The organism is Bradyrhizobium nivariense (assembly GCF_029846695.2).
Classification (GTDB): Bacteria; Pseudomonadota; Alphaproteobacteria; order Rhizobiales; family Xanthobacteraceae; genus Bradyrhizobium.
Map to the genome: position 1 here is coordinate 34,839 of NZ_JARWCR020000065.1, position 18,568 is coordinate 53,406.

The window sequence follows — 18,568 nt, forward strand, 5'->3', positions numbered from 1 at the left end:
TTCGAGCGCGCTCTAAGTCAAGGGGGATCGAAGGTGCCGCACCCGCGAGGTCATGATGGCGCGACAGCGGACGATTTCGGCGCGCCGGCCGGGCGGCAGCATCGCGGGACTCCGAGCTTCAAGATCCCGCCAGCCATTTCGGCACCCAGCGCTCGGGACGCGGGGCGCGGGCCAGGTCGGCCTGAGCCTCCGCCAATCTAGCCGGTTCGCCGTCGATGCTCGGGCGCACATCGTATTCGAAGTTCGGCATGACCCGCCCGTCGGCATAGAGCCCGAATTTCATGGCGTGCCACAGTCCGAGCTCGGGCTGCGCGCGGCGCATCTCCTCACGTAGATCGCGCAGCAGGGATTCGATCGAAGAGGCTTCCTCGAACGGCTGCGGCCCGCGCGTCAGGACGCGCGCCTCGTATTGCTTGCCGACGATCGCGATCTCGAAGTTCGTCTTGTCCCAGGGCTTCTTGCCCTTCGGCAGATGCGCGGCGAGGCGCCAGCCGAGCTCGGCCATCAAGCGATGATTGGCCCAGTAGTCTTCGCGATCCCGGCTCCATTTTTCCACGAAGCCGCGAAAGTCGGGCAGTTCCGACGAATTGTCATCGGGCGCCGCCGCCTCCCCGGTCAGCCGTCCGGCGAGCCACTGCGCGAGTTCGACCGTCTGGCATTCGACCTCGTCATGCGGCAGCAGATCGTGCCACGCCTTGTCGAATTGCTGCGATGTCAGCTTCGCGAGCAGGCCATCGAGGCTCGGCGCCAGCAGTTCGTGGTCGCCCTCGGAGCCAAGCCCCACGATCGGCGGATTATCGCGGTCGAGACCCGCGCCATACCAGCCGCCGACAGCCGAGCCATCCGGCAGCCGCATGAACAGCGAAAACCTGTCGCGCAGGGGACTGCCGTCAAAGATCGGCGCCTGATCGGAAAACTGGCCTTGCAGCGAGAAGCAGCCGACGCTGCCCCAGGGGCGTCCCTTCAGCCAGCCGGCGAAGTCGACCAGGAGGGACGGAGCCTCGATGCCCGGCGGAAACGCGCCGCGAATGCTGTCGAGGTCGATCGGGTAAGGCGTGTCGGACAAGGCTTCAAACTATCTGGTTGGTCCCGCCCCTCTTGGTCTGAACCGTCATGCGTTCGGTTCGAACCAATTCGCGTTCGTCGATCACAAACGCGCTAGAGACGTGATGGTTTCCATGGAGATGCTCGGGCATTGGTCTAGCACAACCTCAACATGCCACGCGCGACAGCAAGCGAACAATGATGTGAAACTATAGCGCATTCGCGCGTCTGTCGCGGTTATGCGCTCCCGTTGCTCGGCGCGCTCATCGACACCACGATGGCGGATGCGGATTGGCGCAACGCGAACAGAGAAGGAGCCGCGCATCTGAGCCGACCGATGCACGCTCGGCGGGTGACTTGCAAAACACCCGCTTGACAAGCGCCGGCATTCGGCTGTACGGACGTGCCCATGATCAGCTCTCGGACCCATCTGCGCCAAGTCATGCGTCGTCGCTCCCGCGACGATGATGGGTTGCGCCATGTCCGACGACGCCGCTGAAGCACTGAATTCAGCTCAGTTTTCGAGAAGGCCGCACCCGCAAGGTGCGGCCTTTTTGCTTTTCGCGCGCCTTTTCCACCCGCCTCCAGAGGAGTTCGACATGACCACGCATCCGTATGACGCGCTGATGGACATCACCGCTCGGCCCAAGGCCGTGTTCGTCCGCGGCGCCGGCTCCTACCTCTGGGACGACAGCCGCAAGCGCTATCTCGATTTCGTGCAGGGCTGGGCCGTCAACTGCCTCGGGCACTCCCCGCCGGCGATCGCCGATGCGCTTACCGCGCAGTCCAAGCGGCTGCTGACGCCGAGTCCGGCCTTCTACAACGAGCCGAGCCTGAAGCTCGCGCAGGCGCTCGTCGCAAACAGCGCGTTCGACCAGGTGTTCTTCGCCAACTCCGGCGCGGAAGCCAACGAGGGCGCGATCAAGCTCGCGCGCAAATATGGCAGCCTCCACAGAGGCGGCGCGTTCGAGATCATCAGCTTCGAGGGCGGCTTCCACGGCCGCACGCTGGCGACGATGTCGGCCTCGGGCAAGAAGGCCTTTGAGCCGCTGTTCGAGCCGAAGGTCGCCGGCTTCAAGAAGGCGAAGCTCAACGACATCGCTTCGGTCGAACAGCTGATCAACGACAACACCGTCGCTGTGATGCTCGAGCCGATCCAGGGCGAGTCCGGCGTGTGGCCGGCGACCGATCAGTTCCTGCGGGAGTTGCGTGCCCTCACCGACGCGCACGGTCTCTTGCTGATCTTCGACGAAATCCAGACCGGCATGGGCCGGACCGGCAAGCTCTTCCACTACGAACACGCAGGAATCGCGCCTGACATCATGACGCTCGGCAAGGGCATCGGCGGCGGCGTGCCGCTCGCGGCGCTGCTCGCGACCGAGCGCGCGGCCTGTTTCGAGTACGGCGATCAGGGCGGCACGTTCAACGGCAACCCGATCATGTGCGCGGCAGGGCTTGCGGTGCTCGACGAGGTCGGCAAGCCGGACTTCCTGAAGACGGTCACCGAGACCGGCCTGCTGCTCGAAAGCGAGCTGCAGAAGGTCTCGGCCCGGCACGGTCTCGGCGGCGTAAGGGGACGCGGGCTGTTGCTCGCGCTCGACCTCAAGCTGCCGATCGCACCCGGCATCGTCGCGCAAGCGTTCGAGGCCGGCGTGCTCCTCAACGCGCCGCAGGTCGACACCTTGCGCTTCATGCCGGCGCTGAACGTCACGAAGGGAGAGATCGCCGAGATGATCGATTGTCTCGACGGGATTTTGACCAGGGCCGGCGCGGCACGGCTGGTGGCGTAAGACTCGTCATTGCGAGGAACGAAGCGACGGGTCTGCGCCTCGATCTCCTTCTCGTGCCCCGGACGCAGCGCAGCGCCACTTTGGCGGTGCGCTGCAGAGCCGGGACACGTGAGCGGATAACGACGGAAGAGCTACGGCTTCAAGATCGACGCGCCGGTGGTCTTGCGGCTTTCGAGATCGATATGCGCCTTGGCGGCGTCCTTGAGCGCGTAGGCGTGGTTGATGGGCACGTGCAGCTTGCCGTTGATGACCGCGGCGAACAGCGTGTCGGCACCTTCCAAGAGCTCCTTGCGCGTCCCGATATAGTCGTTGAGCTTCGGCCGGGTCGCAAACAGCGATCCGTGAGTGTTGAGCTCGGCGATCGAGAAAGGCGGCACCGGGCCTGAGGCATTGCCGAAGGAGACGAACATGCCGCGCGGCTTGAGGCAGGACAGCGAGCCCGGGAAGGTCGCCTTGCCGACGCCGTCATAGACGACATCGCAGCCCTCGTTGCGGCTGATCTGTTTGACGCGCGCGACGAAATCTTCCTCGTTGTAGAGGATCACATGGTCGCAGCCATTGGCCTCGGCAAGCTCGGCCTTTTCGCGCGAGCCGACGGTGCCGATGACATGGGCGCCCATCGCCCTCGCCCATTGGCAGGCGAGCAGGCCGATGCCGCCGGCCGCGGCATGGATCAGCACGCGATGATGCGGCTCGACCTTGAAGGTCTTGTGCAAGAGATACCAGACGGTCAGCCCCTTCAGCATCAGCACGGCGCCCTGCTCGTGGGTGATGTGGTCGGGCAGCTTGACCAGCCGCTCCCAGGGGATGTTGCGCTCGCCGGTATAGGCGCCGAGATTGTAGTAGTAGGCGACGCGGTCGCCCGGATGGAAATTCGTCACGCCCGGCCCGACCGCGACGACCTCGCCCGAGGCCTCGTTGCCGGCGATAAAGGGCAGCCCCGGCGCCTTGTAGAGGCCGGTGCGGTAATAGACGTCGATGAAGTTCAGCCCGACCGCATGCTGGCGGATGCGCACCTCGCCGGGGCCGGGCGCCGGAACATCGACGCTCTCATAGACCAGGGCTTCGGGGCCTCCGACCTTGTGCACACGGACGGCTTTGGTCATCACCTGACCTCCTCTTCTCGCGGGCCAGCGAAAGACATCGCGCCCGCCTTGTCAACTCGACGCTGGCTGGAACGCCTAGACCGACGGCTTGCCGTTTTTCCTGCGGTTGCGCTTCGCCAGCACGTTGAAGAACTCGACCGCCGCCGAGAACGCGATTGCGAAATAGATGTAGCCGCGCGGGATGTGGAATTGGAATCCGTCCGCAACCAACGCGACGCCGATCAGCACCAGGAAGGCCAGCGCCAGCATTTTCGTGGTCGGATGCTCCGCGACGAATCGCGACACCGGCCCGGACGAAATGTACATGATCAGGCAGGCGATCACGACGGCCGCGATCATGATCTCGATGTCCTGCGCCATGCCGATCGCCGTGATGATCGAGTCCAGCGAGAAAACGATGTCGATGATCACGATCTGGACGATCACCCAGAAGAATGCGTTACGAGGGGACTTCTCGTCGCCCTCGCCGTCATCGGCTTCGACCTCGCCATGAATCTCGTGCGTCGCCTTCGCGATCAGGAACAGGCCGCCGCCGATCAGGATGAGGTCGCGCCAGGAGAAGCCGTAACCCGAAAGCGAAAACACCGGCGCGGTCAGGCCGATCAGCCAGACCAGCAGGCTGAGCAGGATGATGCGGAAGATCAGCGCCAGCGCGAGCCCGATCTGGCGGGCGCGGTGCGCCTGCTTCTCGGGAATGCGCGAGACGATCACCGACAGGAAGATGACGTTGTCGATGCCGAGCACGATCTCAAGCGACGTCAAGGTGAGGAGCGCGGCCCAGGCTTCGGGGCTGGTCAACAGGTGCATCATGCGAAGGATCTTGTCAGCCGTATCAATGCGTCGCTGAAGCTGATCCAGAGTGCAATCGCGCAGAGCGCGACAGTCACGCCGGCGCCGACGCGAAAGTCCATCTGCAGAGTGTAGAGGGAGAGCAGCGCCCAGATGGCGATCAGCGACATCGTCAGCCAGCGCAGCCGCACGACGCGCACCGGATGCAGCACGTGGAACGGCACGAAGGTCAGGACCACCAGGGCCGCGACGAGCAGCGTCGACAGCAGCGGCGGCCAATGCAGCAGGAACAGGTAGAACGCCGCCGCATTCCACAGCGCCGGGAAGCCGCGAAAATGATTGTCATCCGCCTTCATGCGCAGATCGGCGAAATATAATGCGCTGGTGACGATGATGGCGACGCCGAGCAAGGGAGCAGCGACCGGCAGCAGCAAGCCGCTGGCCACGATCGCGTAGGCCGGCACGAAGACATAGGTGACGAAGTCGACCACGAGATCGAGCACGTCGCCCGACCAGTTCGGCTGCACGTCCTTGACGTTGAGCCGGCGCGCGATCGGCCCATCGATCGCGTCGATGACGAGGGCGACGCCCAGCCATTGAAACATCGCCGCCCAGTGCTCGCGCACGGCCTCCAGCATCGCCAGCAGCGCGATCGCCGCGCCGAATGCGGTGAAGATGTGCACCGAGAAGGCGGCGGCGCGGATCGCGGGCGTGGGCTTCAGGGAATCCTCTTGGCTGTCCATGGCTTTTGCTATCAGAATGACACCGGTTTGCACATAAGCCATTGCGGCGCTCGGTCGCACAATTCGTCATAAAATCAGGGAAATACAGGTGGGCTTGAATTTGTCGCGGGGCATGTCAAATGTCGTTCCATGACAGATGCATCGACACTCTTTGACGCGGCCGTGATCGGCGGCGGACCGGCGGGACTTGCGGCGGCCATCGCACTGGCGCAGGCGGGCGCACGGACAGCGCTGGTGGCGCGTCGCGTGCCCTATGCCGACAACCGCACCACTGCCCTGCTTGGGGCCTCCGTCGATCTCCTCGAGAGCCTCGGCGTCTGGCCGCGCTGCAAGGACAAGGCGGCCGCGCTCGAAATCATGCGGCTCGTCGACGACACCGGCCGGCTGTTCCGCGCGCCGGAGGTCCGGTTCTCCTGTCACGAAATCGGCCTCGATGCCTTCGGCTTCAACATCGACAACCGCTCGCTGATGCTGGCGCTGGAAGCGCGCGCGGCCGAACTGCCCAGTCTCGTCCGTTTCGATGACGAGGCCGAGAACGTCGTCATCGAAGCCGATGACGTCGCGATCCGCACGGCCGCCGCTCAGTTTCTCTCGGCCCGTCTCGTGGTCGGCGCCGACGGCCGGCATTCGCTGTGCCGCGAAGCCTCCGGTATCGCGGTGACGCGGCGCGAGCTGACCCAGACGGCACTGACCTTCAACGTCGCCCACGCGCGCCCGCATCGCAACGTCTCCACCGAGTTCCACACGCCGCATGGCCCTTGCGTGTTCGTGCCCCTGCCCGGCGATCGCTCCAGCGTCGTCTGGGTCTCGGCGCCTGCGGACGCCGAGCGGCTTCGCGGCTTGAGCGACCAGGAATTGTCCGCCGCGATCGAGAAGCAGTCGCATTCGATCCTTGGACGCATGACGGTCGAGCCGGGCCGCCACCTGTTCCCGCTGGCGATCGAACGTCCAAATTCCTTCGGCCGCGACCGCATCGCACTGGTCGGCGAAGCCGCCCATGTGGTCCCCCCGATCGGCGCCCAGGGCCTCAATCTCGGCCTGCGCGATGCCGCCGACATTGCTCGGCTCGCAGGCGAGGCCATCGCGGCCGGTCAGGATCCCGGCGCGGCCGAGATGCTCAAGCGCTACGACCGGGCCCGGCGTCCGGACATTCTGAGCCGGACCTTTGCGATCGACATCGCCAACCGCTCGCTGCTGAACGATTTCCTGCCGCTCCAGCCGGTCCGCGCGATCGGCATGCACTTGCTTGGCGCCATCGGCCCGTTCCGACGTTTTGCGATGCGCGAGGGCCTGACGCCGACCTGGCGAAGGTAGCGCTCCGCGAAACCAAGCGCGAATGGCCTTAGGTTGAATTGGTTCGCCGCGGGCTTGGTCCAACCTCTCCCGCTTGCTTGCGGGGGAGGTCGGCGCGTAGCGACTGGGGGCTTTCTCCGCACAGGGACTTCCTCCGCAGACTTCAGACAATCCCGACGCGGAGACACCCCCTCCCCAACCCTCCCCCGCAAGCGGGAGAGGGAGGGCACCGTCCTTGCGGAAGCGATCAGGCCCAATCTCATCGCGCTTCGAACGCGCTCATGGAAACGCCAACCGGCCGGTCTGGATCGCCCACATCACGGTGGTCAGGGTGACCACGGACGCAAACGTCCCGAGCAGCACCGCGACGGAAGCGGATTCGATCCAGGCGTCGTTCTGGCGCGCGATGACGAACACGTTCAGCGCCGGCGGCAGCGACGCCATCAGCACGGCGGTCGCGGCCCAGGGCTGCGCGAACGGGCCGAACGCCAGCATCAGGCCGAAGGCTGCGAGCGGATGGATCAGGAGCTTGACCGCGATCACGCCCGGCACTTCCCAGGGTACGCGGTCGAAAGGCCGGAGCGCCACCGTCACGCCGAGCACGAATAGCGCGGTCGGGGCGGCTGCGTTCTGGAGGAAGGTGATGGTACGGTCGAGCGCGACCGGCAGCTCGATATGCAGAGAAGCGACCGCCGCACCAAAACAGGCGGCCATGATCAGGGGGTTGAGCACGATCTGCTTCAGCACGACACCGAAGGCATGCATCAGCGAGGGATGATCGCGGTCGGAGAGCTCGATCAGCAGCGGCACGATCGTGAACAGGAAGATGCTGTCGCAGCAGAAGATCAGTGCAGTCGGCGCCGAGGCCTTCGGCCCGAGCACGGCGAGCGCCAGCCCCGGTCCCATGTAGCCGATATTGCCGTAGCCGCCCGAGAGCCCGGCGAGCGTTGCCTCGCGCAATGTTAGCCGGCCCAAAACCTTGCCGACGACCAGCGCGAGGCTGAACGCCGCAACCGTCGACAGCGTCGTCGCGACCAGGAACGGCGGGTTGTTCAATTCCGAGAACGGCGTCTTCGACATGATCGCAAACAGCAGCGCCGGCAGCGACACATAGAGCAGGAAGAAGTTCATCCAGGCGAGGCCCGATTCAGGCAGGGATTTGACCTTGCCGCAGGCGAATCCAACGAAGATCAAGCCGAAATAAGGTAGAGCCAGATTGAGGATATCGGCCATTGATGAAGCGTTTTCTGAAGATTTGGGGACTATCTGCCCCGCAACCGCGGATTAATTCCAGATCAGGCCACTAGCATCGGCCACAATCCTGGTCTATCGACGGGGAATGATTAAAGCGCGGACCGCCAAATTCCAGATCGGACAGGTCGTGCGCCACCGGATCTTCTCGTTCCGGGGCGTGATCTTCGACATCGATCCGGAATTCAACAACACCGAGGAGTGGTGGCTGTCGATCCCCGAGGAGGTGCGGCCCCACAAGGACCAGCCGTTCTATCACCTGCTCGCTGAAAACGCGGAATCGGAATACGTCGCCTACGTCTCCGAGCAGAACCTGGTGCCGGACGATTCCGGCGAGCCAATCCGGCATTCCCAGGTCACCGAGATCTTCGTCAAGAACAAGGATGGCGGGTACCGACCGCGGAACCCGTCGCTGAACTGAGCCGCGCTCGGACACATCTTCGCTCAGACACAGGGCAAGAAAAAAAGGCGCTCGAACCGAGCGCCTTTTTCATGTCCGGGATCGGGTCCCGACTACTTCTGACCGGCCGGAGCTGCGCCGGGAGGCGTGCCTTGCTGCTCGAGCTTCTTGCGCTGCTCGTCGGCCTTCTTCTGAAGCTCTTCCTGGAGCTTCTTCTGGGTTTCCTCGAACACCTTCGGATCGGTCGGCGGACCGTCATAGGCCTTCTGGAATTCGCCGGCGAGCGGCAGCGGCAGGGTCAGCGGAGCGCCGTTGGCGTTGATCGCCTGAACAACGAGGTTCTGGCCCTTCTTCATGTTGTTGATGAACTCGGGCGTGGCCTCGTAATCGGACATGCAGCCGTTCTGGAAGCAGATCACATAGGGGCTCTGCAACGGCGCATTGTTGTCCACGATGATGCGGGTACCGTGCACAAGCTGCATGCCGAGCGGCAGCGTCACGCGCAAGATCTTCTTTGGCTCGCCTTCCGGCTCGATGATGACGGCCGCGATGACCGGCTGGCCCGACTCGATGCGGCCATCCTTGCCGGTGAAGCAGACCTGCTTGGCATTGGCGTCCTGGCCCTTGAGGCAGAACTTGGTCCAGGGGGCATAGATCAGCTGGATCTGCTGATCCGCGGGCTGGGCCGCGCCCTGCTGCGCCGGAGCGCCCTGAGCCGGAGCCTGCTGGGCGGGCGCCTGAGCGGACGGCGCCGGCGCCTTTGGGGCAGCAGCCTTCGGAGCAGCCTTCGGGGCCGCCTTGGGCGCGGGCGCACCGGGAGCTGGCGCGGGAGCCTGGGCCTCGGCGGCAAACGGAACGGCCAACGCCGTCGCCGTCAACAAGGCGAGAAGTCGCCCGCGCGGCCGGACGGACGACGCGGCCAAGTAACGGAAATTCATTGCGGAAAACCCTTTCTGAACGGGAAGTGCCCGAACCGCTTCAACGCGCCGAACCTGGCCGCGTTGGGCGCGGCTCTCTCCCCATCAAATGAGGCGGATAAGTGACGGGCTCGGCGCTCTTGCGCGATTGCCCGCCTTCTTAACGTGGCCGCCGAAAAGATCAATGCCGACAAGCGGCTTTGACCGTGCGCCGGCGTGCGCCTCCGGGAAAATCCCTGTGATAGGATTCAGGCCCGCCCGGTCCTCGAATCAACGTGTCCAGATGTTCATGTTCCCGCGCCTTATCGAGGGTCGCCCTGAGGGTCGTTGCGTCCGCCTCTGCGTCGTGGCTTTCGCCTTGGGGCTCCCGTTCGCCTTGGGGCTCCCGGCAAGCGGCGCGGGGGCCGAGGAAGCCCACGCCATCGCCATGCACGGCAAGCCGGCGATGCCTGCCGATTTCACCCACATGCCCTACGTCAATCCTGATGCCCCCAAGGGCGGCCGGCTGACCTGGGGCGTTCTCGGCACCTTCGACAGCCTCAATCCCTTCATCGTCAAGGGCCTGGCCGTGCAGCAGATGCGGAGCTACGTGGTCGAGAGCCTGCTTGCGCGCGGTCAGGATGAGCCGTTCACACTCTACGGCCTGCTCGCCAAGACCGTCGAAACCGACGACGAGCGGACTTATGTCACCTTCCGCCTCGATCCCCGCGCCCGCTTCTCCGACGGCAAGCCGGTGCTCGGCGACGACGTGCTGTTTTCCTGGCAGCTTCTGCGCGACCATGGCCGCCCAAACCTTCGGCAATACTATGCCAAGATCGCCAAGGCCGAGGCGCCAGATCCCCTCACCGTCCGGTTCGACCTCGCGGGGGCCAATGACCGCGAGCTGCCGCTGATTCTCGGCCTGATGCCGATCCTGCCGAAGCATGCGGTCGACGTCGCGGCTTTCGAGGAGACGACGCTGACCGGCCCGGTCGGCTCCGGCCCCTATCGCGTCACTGCCGTAAAGCCCGGCGCCAGCGTGACGCTCACCCGCAATCCCGATTATTGGGGCCGCGACCTCGCCATCAATCGCGGGCTCTATAATTTCGACGAGATCAGGCTCGACTATTTTCGCGAGGCCAACGGCCAGTTCGAAGCTTTCAAGCGCGGTCTCTATGATTTCCGCATCGAGCACGAGCCGCTGCGCTGGCACGACGGCTATGACTTTCCGGCGGCGAAGAGTGGCGAGGTGATCCGCGACACCATCACGCCGGGCGTGCCGCAACCTTCCGAATTTCTGGTGTTCAACACCAGGCGTCCGATCTTCGCCGACATCCGTGTGCGCCGGGCCTTGACGCTGCTGTTCGATTTCGAGCTGGTCAACCGCAACTACTTCTTCAACCTCTACGCGCGCGTCGCCGGCTATTTTGCCGGCTCGGACCTCTCGGCGTATGGCCACCCCGCGGATGCGCGCGAGCGCGAGTTGCTCAAGCCGTTCGCCGCGCAAATCCCGCCGGACATCCTGGACGGCAGCTACCGCCTGCCGGTGACCGACGGTTCGGGACGCGACCGGACCACGTTGCGCGCGGCCCTGAAGCTGTTGGCGGAGGCTGGCTACGATCTCGACGGCACCGTGCTGCGCAATCGCGCGACCAAGGCGCCCTTCACCTTCGAGATTTTGGTCACGACCCGCGACCAGGAGCGCGTCGCGCTTGCCTTCCAGCGCGACCTCAAGCGCGCCGGCATCGAGCCGAGCGTGCGATCGGTCGATCCGGTGCAGTTCGACCAGCGCCGGCTTGGGTACGAATTCGACATGATCCAGAACCGCTGGGACCAGTCGCTGTCGCCCGGCAACGAGCAATATTTCTACTGGGGCAGCGCTGCCGCCGACAGTCCGGGCACCCGCAACTACATGGGTGCCAGGAATCCCGCGGTCGATGCGATGATCGCCGCACTGCTGGAGGCCCGTGAACATACGGCTTTCGTGTCGGCGGTACGGGCGCTCGATCGCGCTTTGATCGCCGGTTTCTATACAATCCCTCTGTTTAACGTATCCGAGCAATGGATCGCGCGCTGGAATCGGATAGAACGGCCAAAGGCCACCTCGCTGTCCGGCTATCTGCCGGAGACCTGGTGGTCGAAGGGGCAGCCGCAAGCTAATCAAGCAAAGTGACGCCGTGAACCAGCCAGCTGTATCGCCGACGCTCGACACGCTGTTTCAGCGCACGCTGATGCGGCAGCCGCACGCGCCCGCTCTGCTCGATCCCCTGAACAAGGCCCGCGTCACCGGGCACCAGCCGCGGCGGATGAGCTATGCCGAGGCTGACACGGCCATCGAGGCGCTGTCGGCCTATTTCGTCGAATCGGGCCTGCCGGCCAATTCCGTCATCGCGATCCAGCTGCCGAATACGGTCGAGTTCGTGCTCACCGTACTCGCCGCCCATCGCGCCGGTCTCGTCGTCGCCGTGCTGCCGCTGCTCTGGCGCCATGCCGAACTGGTCGCCGCCCTGAACCGCACCGCGGCGCGCGCGATCGTCACCATGAGCACGGTCGACGGCGTCAGCTATGCCGATTTCGCAATGCATGCGGCCGCCGAAGCCTTCTCGATCCGCCATGTCTGCGGCTTCGGCATCGACCTGCCCGAAGGCATGGCCTCGCTCGACGACGTGCTGGCCCGACCGCCCGGCACCGCGCGCGCCGTGATCCAGGATGGCCGCAAGGCGGCGCTGATCTCGTTCGACGTCACCGCGGAAGGCTTTCGTCCGGTGCCGCGGCCGCATTTCAGCCTGATCGCCGGCGGGCTCGCGATGTCGCTGGAAGCCGACATCAAGCAGGGCGCGACCGTGATGGCGGCGTTCACGCCGATGTCGTTCGCGGGGCTGGCCTCCTCGCTCGTGGTGTGGCTGCTGTGCGGCGGCGCGCTGGCGCTGCATCATCCCTACGAGAACGACGTGCTGGAGCAGCAGATCAACGCGCATGAATGCGAGGTGCTGATCGCCCCGGCGCAACTCGCCTTGCGGCTCGGCGATGCCGATATGGCGGCGCGGATGCCGAGCCTGCGCAACGTCATCGGCCTCTGGCGTGCCCCCGAACAGGTGGCGGCGAGCGAGGCCTGGATCGCGCCGCATGCGCCGCTCACCGACGTCTATCTGTTCGGCGAAGCCGGCCTGTTCGGCGCCCGCCGCGGCGAGGACGGCATGCCGGTCGCGGTGATGCCCGGGCCGCACGGCGCGCCGCGCGAGCAATCCGGCTCCTCCATCGCCGGCGAGATCCTGCTGACGCCGAAGGGCACGCTCGGCCTGCGCGGAGCGATGGTGCCGATCGCGGCTTACGCCCCGCCGCAGCCGGTCGGCGACACCTTGATCGCGCAGCCGCCGCGCGATTATGTCGACACCGGCTATGCGGCGCGGCTCGACCGTCCGAGCGGCGCGATCTGCATCACCGCGCCGCCCTCCGGCATCATGGCCGTCGGCGGCTACCGCTTTCTCTCCAACGACCTCCAGGAATGGGCGCGACGGCTCGGCCAGGGCGCCCTCCTCACCGCACTGCCCGACCGGCTCTCCGGCCACCGGCTCGCGGGCCGGGCCCAGGACAATGCCCGCGCCCGCGAGGCGCTCAGCGAACTCGGGCTTAACCCCCTGATGGTCGAAGCTTTTCGCGACCGTTCCGGGCCGGTCTAGGCGCAGTTTCGACCGATCCATTGACGCTGCATTAAGGCGGCCGGACTAGATTGCGCAGCACCTGTTGCGTGACCAGAGTTTTTCGATGTCCCAGGCCGGCCCGATCCTGTTTGTGTCCAATGGCGAGCGGCCGGCCTTCATTGCGGCCCTGGACGCGGCCCGACTGTTCCCCGTGGTCGATACCGACTGGGCCAGCGCGGCGCGCGCGGTCGAAGAGGTGCAGCCGGCCGTGGTTCTCGCCGCGATGTCCGGCGGGCACGAGCCGCATCTGGCGCCGCTCGCCAGGAAGATCGCGGAGCAATCGCCTTATCTTCCCTTCGTGGCGCTGGACGCGGCGGGCACGCTCCCGCACAACGCCCTGCCCTTCTCCTCGCGCGGCGGCCAGTCCGACCGCCTGATCGCGCGGCTTCGCGCCGCGCTGCGCATCCGCACGCTTCATGCCACGGTGCTGCGCCGGCTGCCGGAGACGAAAGTCGCGCTGCCGGAGGTTGACCCCGCACGCGATGCCACCGTGCTCCTGGTCGGCCGTGGACCGGCTTACCCTGCCCTCTCTGTCGCGCTCGGTGAACGCGTCGGCGTCGTCGGCGCGCTCTCGATCGAGGCCGCGGCCAAACACCTCAACACCCGCGACCTTGATGGCGTCGTGCTCGCCGAAGGTTTTACCGCCCGCGTGACCGATGCCTTCCTCACGGTGCTCGCCGAGGACACCCGCTTCCGCAGCCTGCCCGTGGTCGTCACCGCGCACCAGCTGACGCAGACTTACGACCTGCCCAATCTCGAGCTCATTCCCGGCGAGCCCGCGAAGGTCGCCGCCAACGCGCTGCCGCTGATCCGCCAGCACGCGATGGAAGCGCAACTGAGCCGCACGCTGCGCTCGATCGATGCCGGCGGCTGGCTCGACCCGCGCAGCGGCCTGCTCACGGTGGAAGCTTTTGCGCGCGATTTTGCCAAGGCGGTCGAGCAGACACTGGCCCGCGGCGGCGGCCTCTCGGTCGCGCGCTTCGCCTTCGACCCCGGCAATTCCCGCGCCCAGCTCGATGCCGCGCGCATTCTCAGTCGCCTGATGCGGCAGATGGATTTTGGCGCGGCGCAGAAGGACGGCTCGGTCATCGTCGTGTTCGCGGAGACCGACTTCCGCACCGCCCACATGATCGCCCGCCGCCTGTCGGCGGTGATGCGGCACACGTCCAACGGCAAGCACGAGATGCGCAGCGATCCCGTCGTCAGCGTGGATTCGCTGTCGCCGTCAGATACGGCGCGGTCGCTGCTCGGACGGCTCTCGGCCGACGCGTCGCGGGCGGCGTCGTAGTTACGTCTCGCAGACTACACCAACAACCACCCGTCATTGCCTGGTCAGGCCTCGCCTTACGCCGCCTTCTTGCTGTGCGCGAGCTGCGCCAGCTGCCGCATGATCTCGGTGGTGCCGGCGAGACGCTCTTCCGGCGTTTCCCAGTCCTGCAGGAACACCACCTTCATGTCGGGCCGCACCTTCGCGGCCTGGCCGTGGCTGCGGATGAACGTCACCAGGCGGTCGGGATGCGCAAAGGAGTTATCGCGGAAGGCGATGACGGCGCCCTTGGGGCCGGCATCGATCTTGCCGACATTGGCCTGGCGGCAGAACGCCTTGATCGCGGCGACCTTGAACAGATAGCGGACCTCGTCCGGCAACACGCCGAAACGGTCGCGCATCTCGGCGCCAAAATTCTCGATCTCCTCCTCGGTGTCGAGATCGGCGAGACGCCGGTACAACGACAGCCGCACCGAGAGATCGCCGACATAGTCCTCCGGGATCAGCACGGGCATGCCGATCGTGATCGACGGCGACCAGCGGTCGGCGGCGGGCTCGGAGACGCCGGCCTTGAGGTTGACGATCGCCTCTTCCAGCATCGACTGGTAGAGCTCGAAGCCGACCTCCTTGATATGGCCGGACTGCTGCTCGCCCAGGATATTGCCGGCGCCGCGGATATCGAGGTCGTGTGAGGCAAGCTGGAAGCCGGCGCCCAGCGTCTCCAGCGATTGCAGCACCGTGAGCCTGCGCTCGGCCTGCGCCGTGATCTTCTGCTGCGCCGGCAGCGTGAACAGCGCATAAGCCCGCAGCTTGGAACGGCCGACCCGGCCGCGGAGCTGATAGAGCTGGGCGAGGCCGAACATGTCGGCGCGATGCACGATCAGCGTGTTGGCGTTGGGGATGTCGAGGCCGGATTCCACGATCGTGGTGGACAGCAGGATGTCGAACTTGCCGTCGTAGAACGCGGTCATGATGTCCTCGATCACGGCGGGCGGCATCTGCCCGTGCGCGACCGCGACCTTCATCTCCGGCACGTTCTTGTCGAGGAAATCCTTGACCTCGGCGAGATCGTCGATGCGCGGCACCACGTAGAACGCCTGGCCGCCGCGATAGCGCTCGCGCAAGAGGGCCTCGCGGATCATCAGCGGATCGTGCGGGGCGACGAAGGTGCGCACCGCGAGGCGGTCGACCGGGGGCGAGGCGATGATCGAGAGCTCGCGCACGCCGGTGAGCGCAAGCTGCAGCGTACGCGGGATCGGCGTCGCCGACAGCGTCAGCACGTGCACCTCGGCGCGGAGCTGCTTCAGCCGCTCCTTGTGGGTGACGCCGAAGTGCTGCTCCTCGTCGACGATCAGCAGGCCGAGGTCGCGGAACTTGATCGACTTGCTGAGCAGCGCATGGGTGCCGACGACAATGTCGACCGAGCCATCGGTGAGACCGTTCTTGACCAGATTAAGCTGCTTGGTCGGCACCAGCCGGGAGGCCTGCGCGACCTGCACCGGAAACCCCTTGAAACGCTCGGTAAACGTCTTGTGGTGCTGGCGCGCGAGCAGCGTGGTCGGCACCACAATCGCGACCTGCTTGCCCTCGAGCGCCACCGCGAAGGCGGCGCGTAGCGCCACCTCGGTCTTGCCGAAGCCGACGTCGCCACAGATCAGCCGGTCCATGGGACGGCCGAGTTCGAGGTCCTTCAGCGTGGATTCGATCGCGCCAAGCTGGTCCTCGGTCTCGTCATAGGGGAAGCGGGCGCAGAATTCGTCATAAAGGCCCGGCTGCACCGGCAGCTTTGGCGCCTCGTGCAAATGCCGCTCGGCGGCGATCTTGATCAGCTCGCCCGCGATCTCACGGATGCGGTTCTTCAGTTTTGCTTTTCGGGTCTGCCAACCCGAACCACCCAGACGATCCAGCTCGACCGTGGTCTGGTCGGAGCCGTAGCGCGACAGCAGCTCGATGTTCTCGACCGGCAGGAACAGTTTTGTCTCGGCGGCATAATGCAGCTCGAGGCAGTCATGCGGCGCGCCGGCGACGTCGAGCGTCTGCAGGCCGATGAAGCGGCCGATACCGTGGTCGACGTGCACGACGATGTCGCCGGCCGCCAGACTCGTGATCTCCGAGATGAAATTGTCGAGCTTGCGGCTCGCCTTGCGCGGCCGGACCAGGCGATCGCCAAGGATGTCCTGCTCGCTGATCAGCGCGATCTCGTCGGTCTCGAAACCGCTTTCGAGGCCGAGCACGGCGAGCATGGTCTCGTTGCGCGGGGTGGCCTGCACCGTGCGCCAGCTGTTGACGCCGGTCACAGGGGTGAGCTTGTGGTCGCGCAGCATCGAAATCATGCGGTCGCGCGAGCCTTCGCTCCAGAGCGCGATCACGACCTTCTTGCGGCTTGCCAGCAGCCCATGCACATGACCGACGACGGCTTCGAAGACATTGACCTTGCTATCGTTGCGCTCCGGCGCGAAGTCGCGGCCCTTGTGCGCGCCGGCATCGACGACGGTCGTGCCATCCGCCGGTACGGCGAACTGCGTCAACCGCGCCAGCGGGACGTCGCCGAGCCGCTTGCCCCACTCGTCTTCGGTCAGATAGAGCCGGTCAGGCGGCAGCGGCTTGTAGATGGCGCCGCCGCCCGGATGCTCCATCGCATCGCGGCGGGCCTGGTAATAGTCGAGGATCTGCTTGAAGCGCTCGCGGACGGCATCCTCGGCCTGCGGTTCGATCGCGACGGCCGCACCTTGCAGATAGTCGAACAGGGTGTCCATCCGGTCCTGGAACAACGGCAGCCAATGCTCCATGCCGGGATGACGGCGGCCCTCGCTGACAGCCTCGTACAGCGCATCGTCGCGCTCGGGCGCGCCGAACTCGGCGACATAGCCCATGCGAAAGCGGCGGATGGTGTCGGTGACGAGCTGGAATTCGGAGATCGGCACGAGATTGAGCGCGCGCATGTCGAGCAGCGTGCGCTGGGTCTCTGCATCGAAAGTGCGGATCGATTCCAGGCTGTCGCCGAAGAAGTCGAAGCGGACGGGCTGGTCGAGGCCGGCCGGAAACAGATCCAAAATGCCGCCGCGCACGGCATATTCGCCGGGCTCCCGCACGGTCGAGGAGCGGTTGTAGCCGTTGTGCTCGAGCCAGGCGACGATGGTGTCCATCGGCACGACGTTGCCGGGCGCGACCGACAGCGCCTGCGCCGCGACGAGGTCGCGCGAGGGCACGCGCTGTACGACGGCGTTCACCGTGGTCAGCACGATCAGCGGCTTGTCGCTGCCAGTCAGGGACGCAAGCCGTGCCAGCGTGGTCAGGCGCTGCGCGAGGACGCCGCCATGCGGCGAGACGCGGTCATAGGGCTGGCAGTCCCAGGCCGGGAAGGTCAGCACGGGCAAATCGGGCGCGAAGAATTGCAGCGCCCGTTCGAGCTGCTGCATCCGCGGCCCGTCGCGGCAGATCACCGCGAGGCTGACAGCCGGCTTCTTCGGCCGCGCCGCGATGGCGCGGGCGAGATCCGAGATGACGAGGCCCTCGGCGCCCTCGGCGACATTGGCAAGCGTCAGCGCGCGGCCGGGCGTGAGCAGCTCGGCCGGCGATTTCATCCCCTGCTTCATACGTCGCGGTCCGCGATCGGAAACGCCTTGATGCGGGCAAACAGCGTGCCGGCGACATCTGCCGGCAGCACCTTGTCGCCGGTGATGGCGGCATAGAGGTCGGGATCGGCCTCTTCGAGCAGGGTCTCGAGCTGCGTCAGCTCGTCATCGGACAGATTGCCGATCTCGGCATCCGCGAAGCGGCCGAGGATCAGGTCCATCTCGCGCGTGCCGCGGTGCCAGCAGCGGAACAGAAGCCGCTTGCGGCGGTCGTCCAGCCCGTTGCTCGATCGTGTCGTCCCCGTCATGTCTCGATTCCAGTCAAACGCCAAAAGCCCGGACGTGCCGGGCTGGGGTGATATAGCCACTCGAACCGGCCCTGTCAGCCCTCGATTTATCATGGCCCGCTGCCGCCGCAGGGACACAAAAAAAGACGTGGATGCCGAGCATAAAGCCGGGCATGACGGGCCGAAACGATCCTAGATTCGCCTGATGCGCCCCAGCCTGCTCAATCCGCTGTTTGCCCCCGTGACCAGCCTGCCCGGCGTCGGTCCGAAGCAGGACAAGCTGCTGCAGTATCTGCTCAGCCGCAATGAGACGCCGCGGCTGGTCGATCTGTTGCTGCATTTGCCGAGCCAGGTCATCGACCGCCGGGCGCGGCCAAAGATCCGCGACGCCGTGCAGGGAACCATGGTGACGCTGGAGGTCACCGT

14 protein-coding genes and 1 pseudogene are annotated in these 18,568 nt (G+C 65.8%); 7 read left to right on the forward strand and 8 right to left on the reverse strand.

Annotated features, from left to right (window positions below):
- Positions 1–118: 118 nt before the first annotated feature.
- Positions 119–1,066 (reverse strand): hypothetical protein, encoded by a 948-nt coding sequence (locus tag QCM77_RS35615; protein ID WP_279667368.1) that lies wholly within the window; start codon positions 1,064–1,066, stop codon positions 119–121.
- A 577-nt stretch (positions 1,067–1,643) separates the two neighbouring features.
- On the opposite strand from QCM77_RS35615, the gene QCM77_RS35620 reads away from it, so the two are divergent.
- Entirely contained in the window at positions 1,644–2,834 is a 1,191-nt protein-coding gene (locus tag QCM77_RS35620) for an acetylornithine transaminase (protein ID WP_279667367.1), read from the forward strand.
- 131 nt (positions 2,835–2,965) lie between these two features.
- On the opposite strand, the gene QCM77_RS35625 is transcribed toward QCM77_RS35620, so the two are convergent.
- The 3 genes from QCM77_RS35625 to pcsA all read right to left on the reverse strand — a co-directional run bounded on the left by QCM77_RS35625 (position 2,966) and on the right by pcsA (position 5,514).
- On the reverse strand, positions 2,966–3,940 hold the full coding sequence (locus QCM77_RS35625) for a quinone oxidoreductase family protein (protein WP_279667366.1): 975 nt from the start codon (positions 3,938–3,940) through the stop codon (positions 2,966–2,968).
- Between the two features lie 75 nt (positions 3,941–4,015).
- Positions 4,016–4,750, reverse strand: coding sequence for a TerC family protein (locus QCM77_RS35630; protein ID WP_279667365.1), 735 nt, complete (start codon positions 4,748–4,750; stop codon positions 4,016–4,018).
- Positions 4,747–5,514: a phosphatidylcholine synthase gene (gene pcsA / locus QCM77_RS35635; protein ID WP_279667364.1), complete on the reverse strand. Its 768-nt coding sequence runs from the start codon at positions 5,512–5,514 to the stop codon at positions 4,747–4,749. Before pcsA ends, QCM77_RS35630 begins: the two co-directional genes overlap by 4 nt.
- A gap of 87 nt (positions 5,515–5,601) precedes the next feature.
- Between pcsA and QCM77_RS35640 the strand changes: the two genes are divergently transcribed.
- Positions 5,602–6,786, forward strand: a complete 1,185-nt coding sequence (locus QCM77_RS35640) for a UbiH/UbiF family hydroxylase (protein ID WP_280096075.1) — start codon at positions 5,602–5,604, stop codon at positions 6,784–6,786.
- Positions 6,787–7,044: 258 nt separating this feature from the next.
- On the opposite strand, the gene QCM77_RS35645 is transcribed toward QCM77_RS35640, so the two are convergent.
- A complete protein-coding gene (locus QCM77_RS35645) occupies positions 7,045–7,998 on the reverse strand; it encodes an AEC family transporter (RefSeq protein WP_280096076.1) in 954 nt (317 codons plus the stop codon).
- Between the two features lie 106 nt (positions 7,999–8,104).
- Here QCM77_RS35645 and hspQ point away from each other — a divergent pair, with 106 nt between their 5' ends.
- Complete coding sequence (gene hspQ, locus QCM77_RS35650) at positions 8,105–8,437, forward strand: heat shock protein HspQ (protein WP_279668144.1); 333 nt, start codon at positions 8,105–8,107, stop codon at positions 8,435–8,437.
- A 92-nt stretch (positions 8,438–8,529) separates the two neighbouring features.
- On the opposite strand, the gene QCM77_RS35655 is transcribed toward hspQ, so the two are convergent.
- The gene (locus QCM77_RS35655; RefSeq protein ID WP_279668142.1) at positions 8,530–9,354 is read right to left on the reverse strand and encodes an invasion associated locus B family protein; all 825 of its coding nucleotides are present in this window, start codon (positions 9,352–9,354) and stop codon (positions 8,530–8,532) included.
- A gap of 262 nt (positions 9,355–9,616) precedes the next feature.
- On the opposite strand from QCM77_RS35655, the gene QCM77_RS35660 reads away from it, so the two are divergent.
- The 3 genes from QCM77_RS35660 (at position 9,617) to QCM77_RS35670 (ending at position 14,301) form a co-directional block, all read left to right on the forward strand.
- Positions 9,617–11,485 (forward strand): extracellular solute-binding protein, encoded by a 1,869-nt coding sequence (locus QCM77_RS35660; RefSeq protein WP_280096077.1) that lies wholly within the window; start codon positions 9,617–9,619, stop codon positions 11,483–11,485.
- Positions 11,486–11,489: 4 nt separating this feature from the next.
- A complete protein-coding gene (locus QCM77_RS35665) occupies positions 11,490–12,992 on the forward strand; it encodes an AMP-binding protein (RefSeq protein ID WP_280096078.1) in 1,503 nt (500 codons plus the stop codon).
- A gap of 85 nt (positions 12,993–13,077) precedes the next feature.
- Positions 13,078–14,301 carry a GGDEF domain-containing protein gene (locus tag QCM77_RS35670; protein WP_280096079.1) on the forward strand — a complete coding sequence of 408 codons (1,224 nt, stop codon included), beginning with the start codon at positions 13,078–13,080 and terminating at the stop codon, positions 14,299–14,301.
- A gap of 56 nt (positions 14,302–14,357) precedes the next feature.
- Here the strand turns inward: QCM77_RS35670 and mfd are convergent, their stop codons facing one another.
- Complete coding sequence (gene mfd / locus QCM77_RS35675) at positions 14,358–17,876, reverse strand: transcription-repair coupling factor (RefSeq protein WP_280096080.1); 3,519 nt, start codon at positions 17,874–17,876, stop codon at positions 14,358–14,360.
- Positions 17,873–18,163 carry an FAD assembly factor SdhE gene (locus QCM77_RS35680; protein ID WP_279668134.1) on the reverse strand — a complete coding sequence of 97 codons (291 nt, stop codon included), beginning with the start codon at positions 18,161–18,163 and terminating at the stop codon, positions 17,873–17,875. Before QCM77_RS35680 ends, mfd begins: the two co-directional genes overlap by 4 nt.
- Before the next feature lie 184 nt (positions 18,164–18,347).
- Between QCM77_RS35680 and QCM77_RS35685 the strand changes: the two are divergent.
- Positions 18,348–18,568, forward strand: a pseudogene (locus QCM77_RS35685) (ATP-dependent DNA helicase RecG); the annotation flags it as partial.

What these genes read in the sequence shown, in the direction of transcription:
- QCM77_RS35680 (WP_279668134.1), bottom strand. Translation starts at nt 18,163, where the DNA reads ATGACGGGGACGACACGATCGAGCAACGGGCTGGACGACCGCCGCAAG.
- hspQ (WP_279668144.1), top strand. Translation starts at nt 8,105, where the DNA reads ATGATTAAAGCGCGGACCGCCAAATTCCAGATCGGACAGGTCGTGCGC.
- QCM77_RS35630 (WP_279667365.1), bottom strand. Translation starts at nt 4,750, where the DNA reads ATGATGCACCTGTTGACCAGCCCCGAAGCCTGGGCCGCGCTCCTCACC.
- QCM77_RS35655 (WP_279668142.1), bottom strand. Translation starts at nt 9,354, where the DNA reads ATGAATTTCCGTTACTTGGCCGCGTCGTCCGTCCGGCCGCGCGGGCGA.
- QCM77_RS35620 (WP_279667367.1), top strand. Translation starts at nt 1,644, where the DNA reads ATGACCACGCATCCGTATGACGCGCTGATGGACATCACCGCTCGGCCC.
- pcsA (WP_279667364.1), bottom strand. Translation starts at nt 5,514, where the DNA reads ATGGCTTATGTGCAAACCGGTGTCATTCTGATAGCAAAAGCCATGGAC.
- QCM77_RS35670 (WP_280096079.1), top strand. Translation starts at nt 13,078, where the DNA reads ATGTCCCAGGCCGGCCCGATCCTGTTTGTGTCCAATGGCGAGCGGCCG.
- QCM77_RS35660 (WP_280096077.1), top strand. Translation starts at nt 9,617, where the DNA reads ATGTTCATGTTCCCGCGCCTTATCGAGGGTCGCCCTGAGGGTCGTTGC.
- QCM77_RS35625 (WP_279667366.1), bottom strand. Translation starts at nt 3,940, where the DNA reads ATGACCAAAGCCGTCCGTGTGCACAAGGTCGGAGGCCCCGAAGCCCTG.
- QCM77_RS35645 (WP_280096076.1), bottom strand. Translation starts at nt 7,998, where the DNA reads ATGGCCGATATCCTCAATCTGGCTCTACCTTATTTCGGCTTGATCTTC.
- QCM77_RS35640 (WP_280096075.1), top strand. Translation starts at nt 5,602, where the DNA reads ATGACAGATGCATCGACACTCTTTGACGCGGCCGTGATCGGCGGCGGA.
- mfd (WP_280096080.1), bottom strand. Translation starts at nt 17,876, where the DNA reads ATGAAGCAGGGGATGAAATCGCCGGCCGAGCTGCTCACGCCCGGCCGC.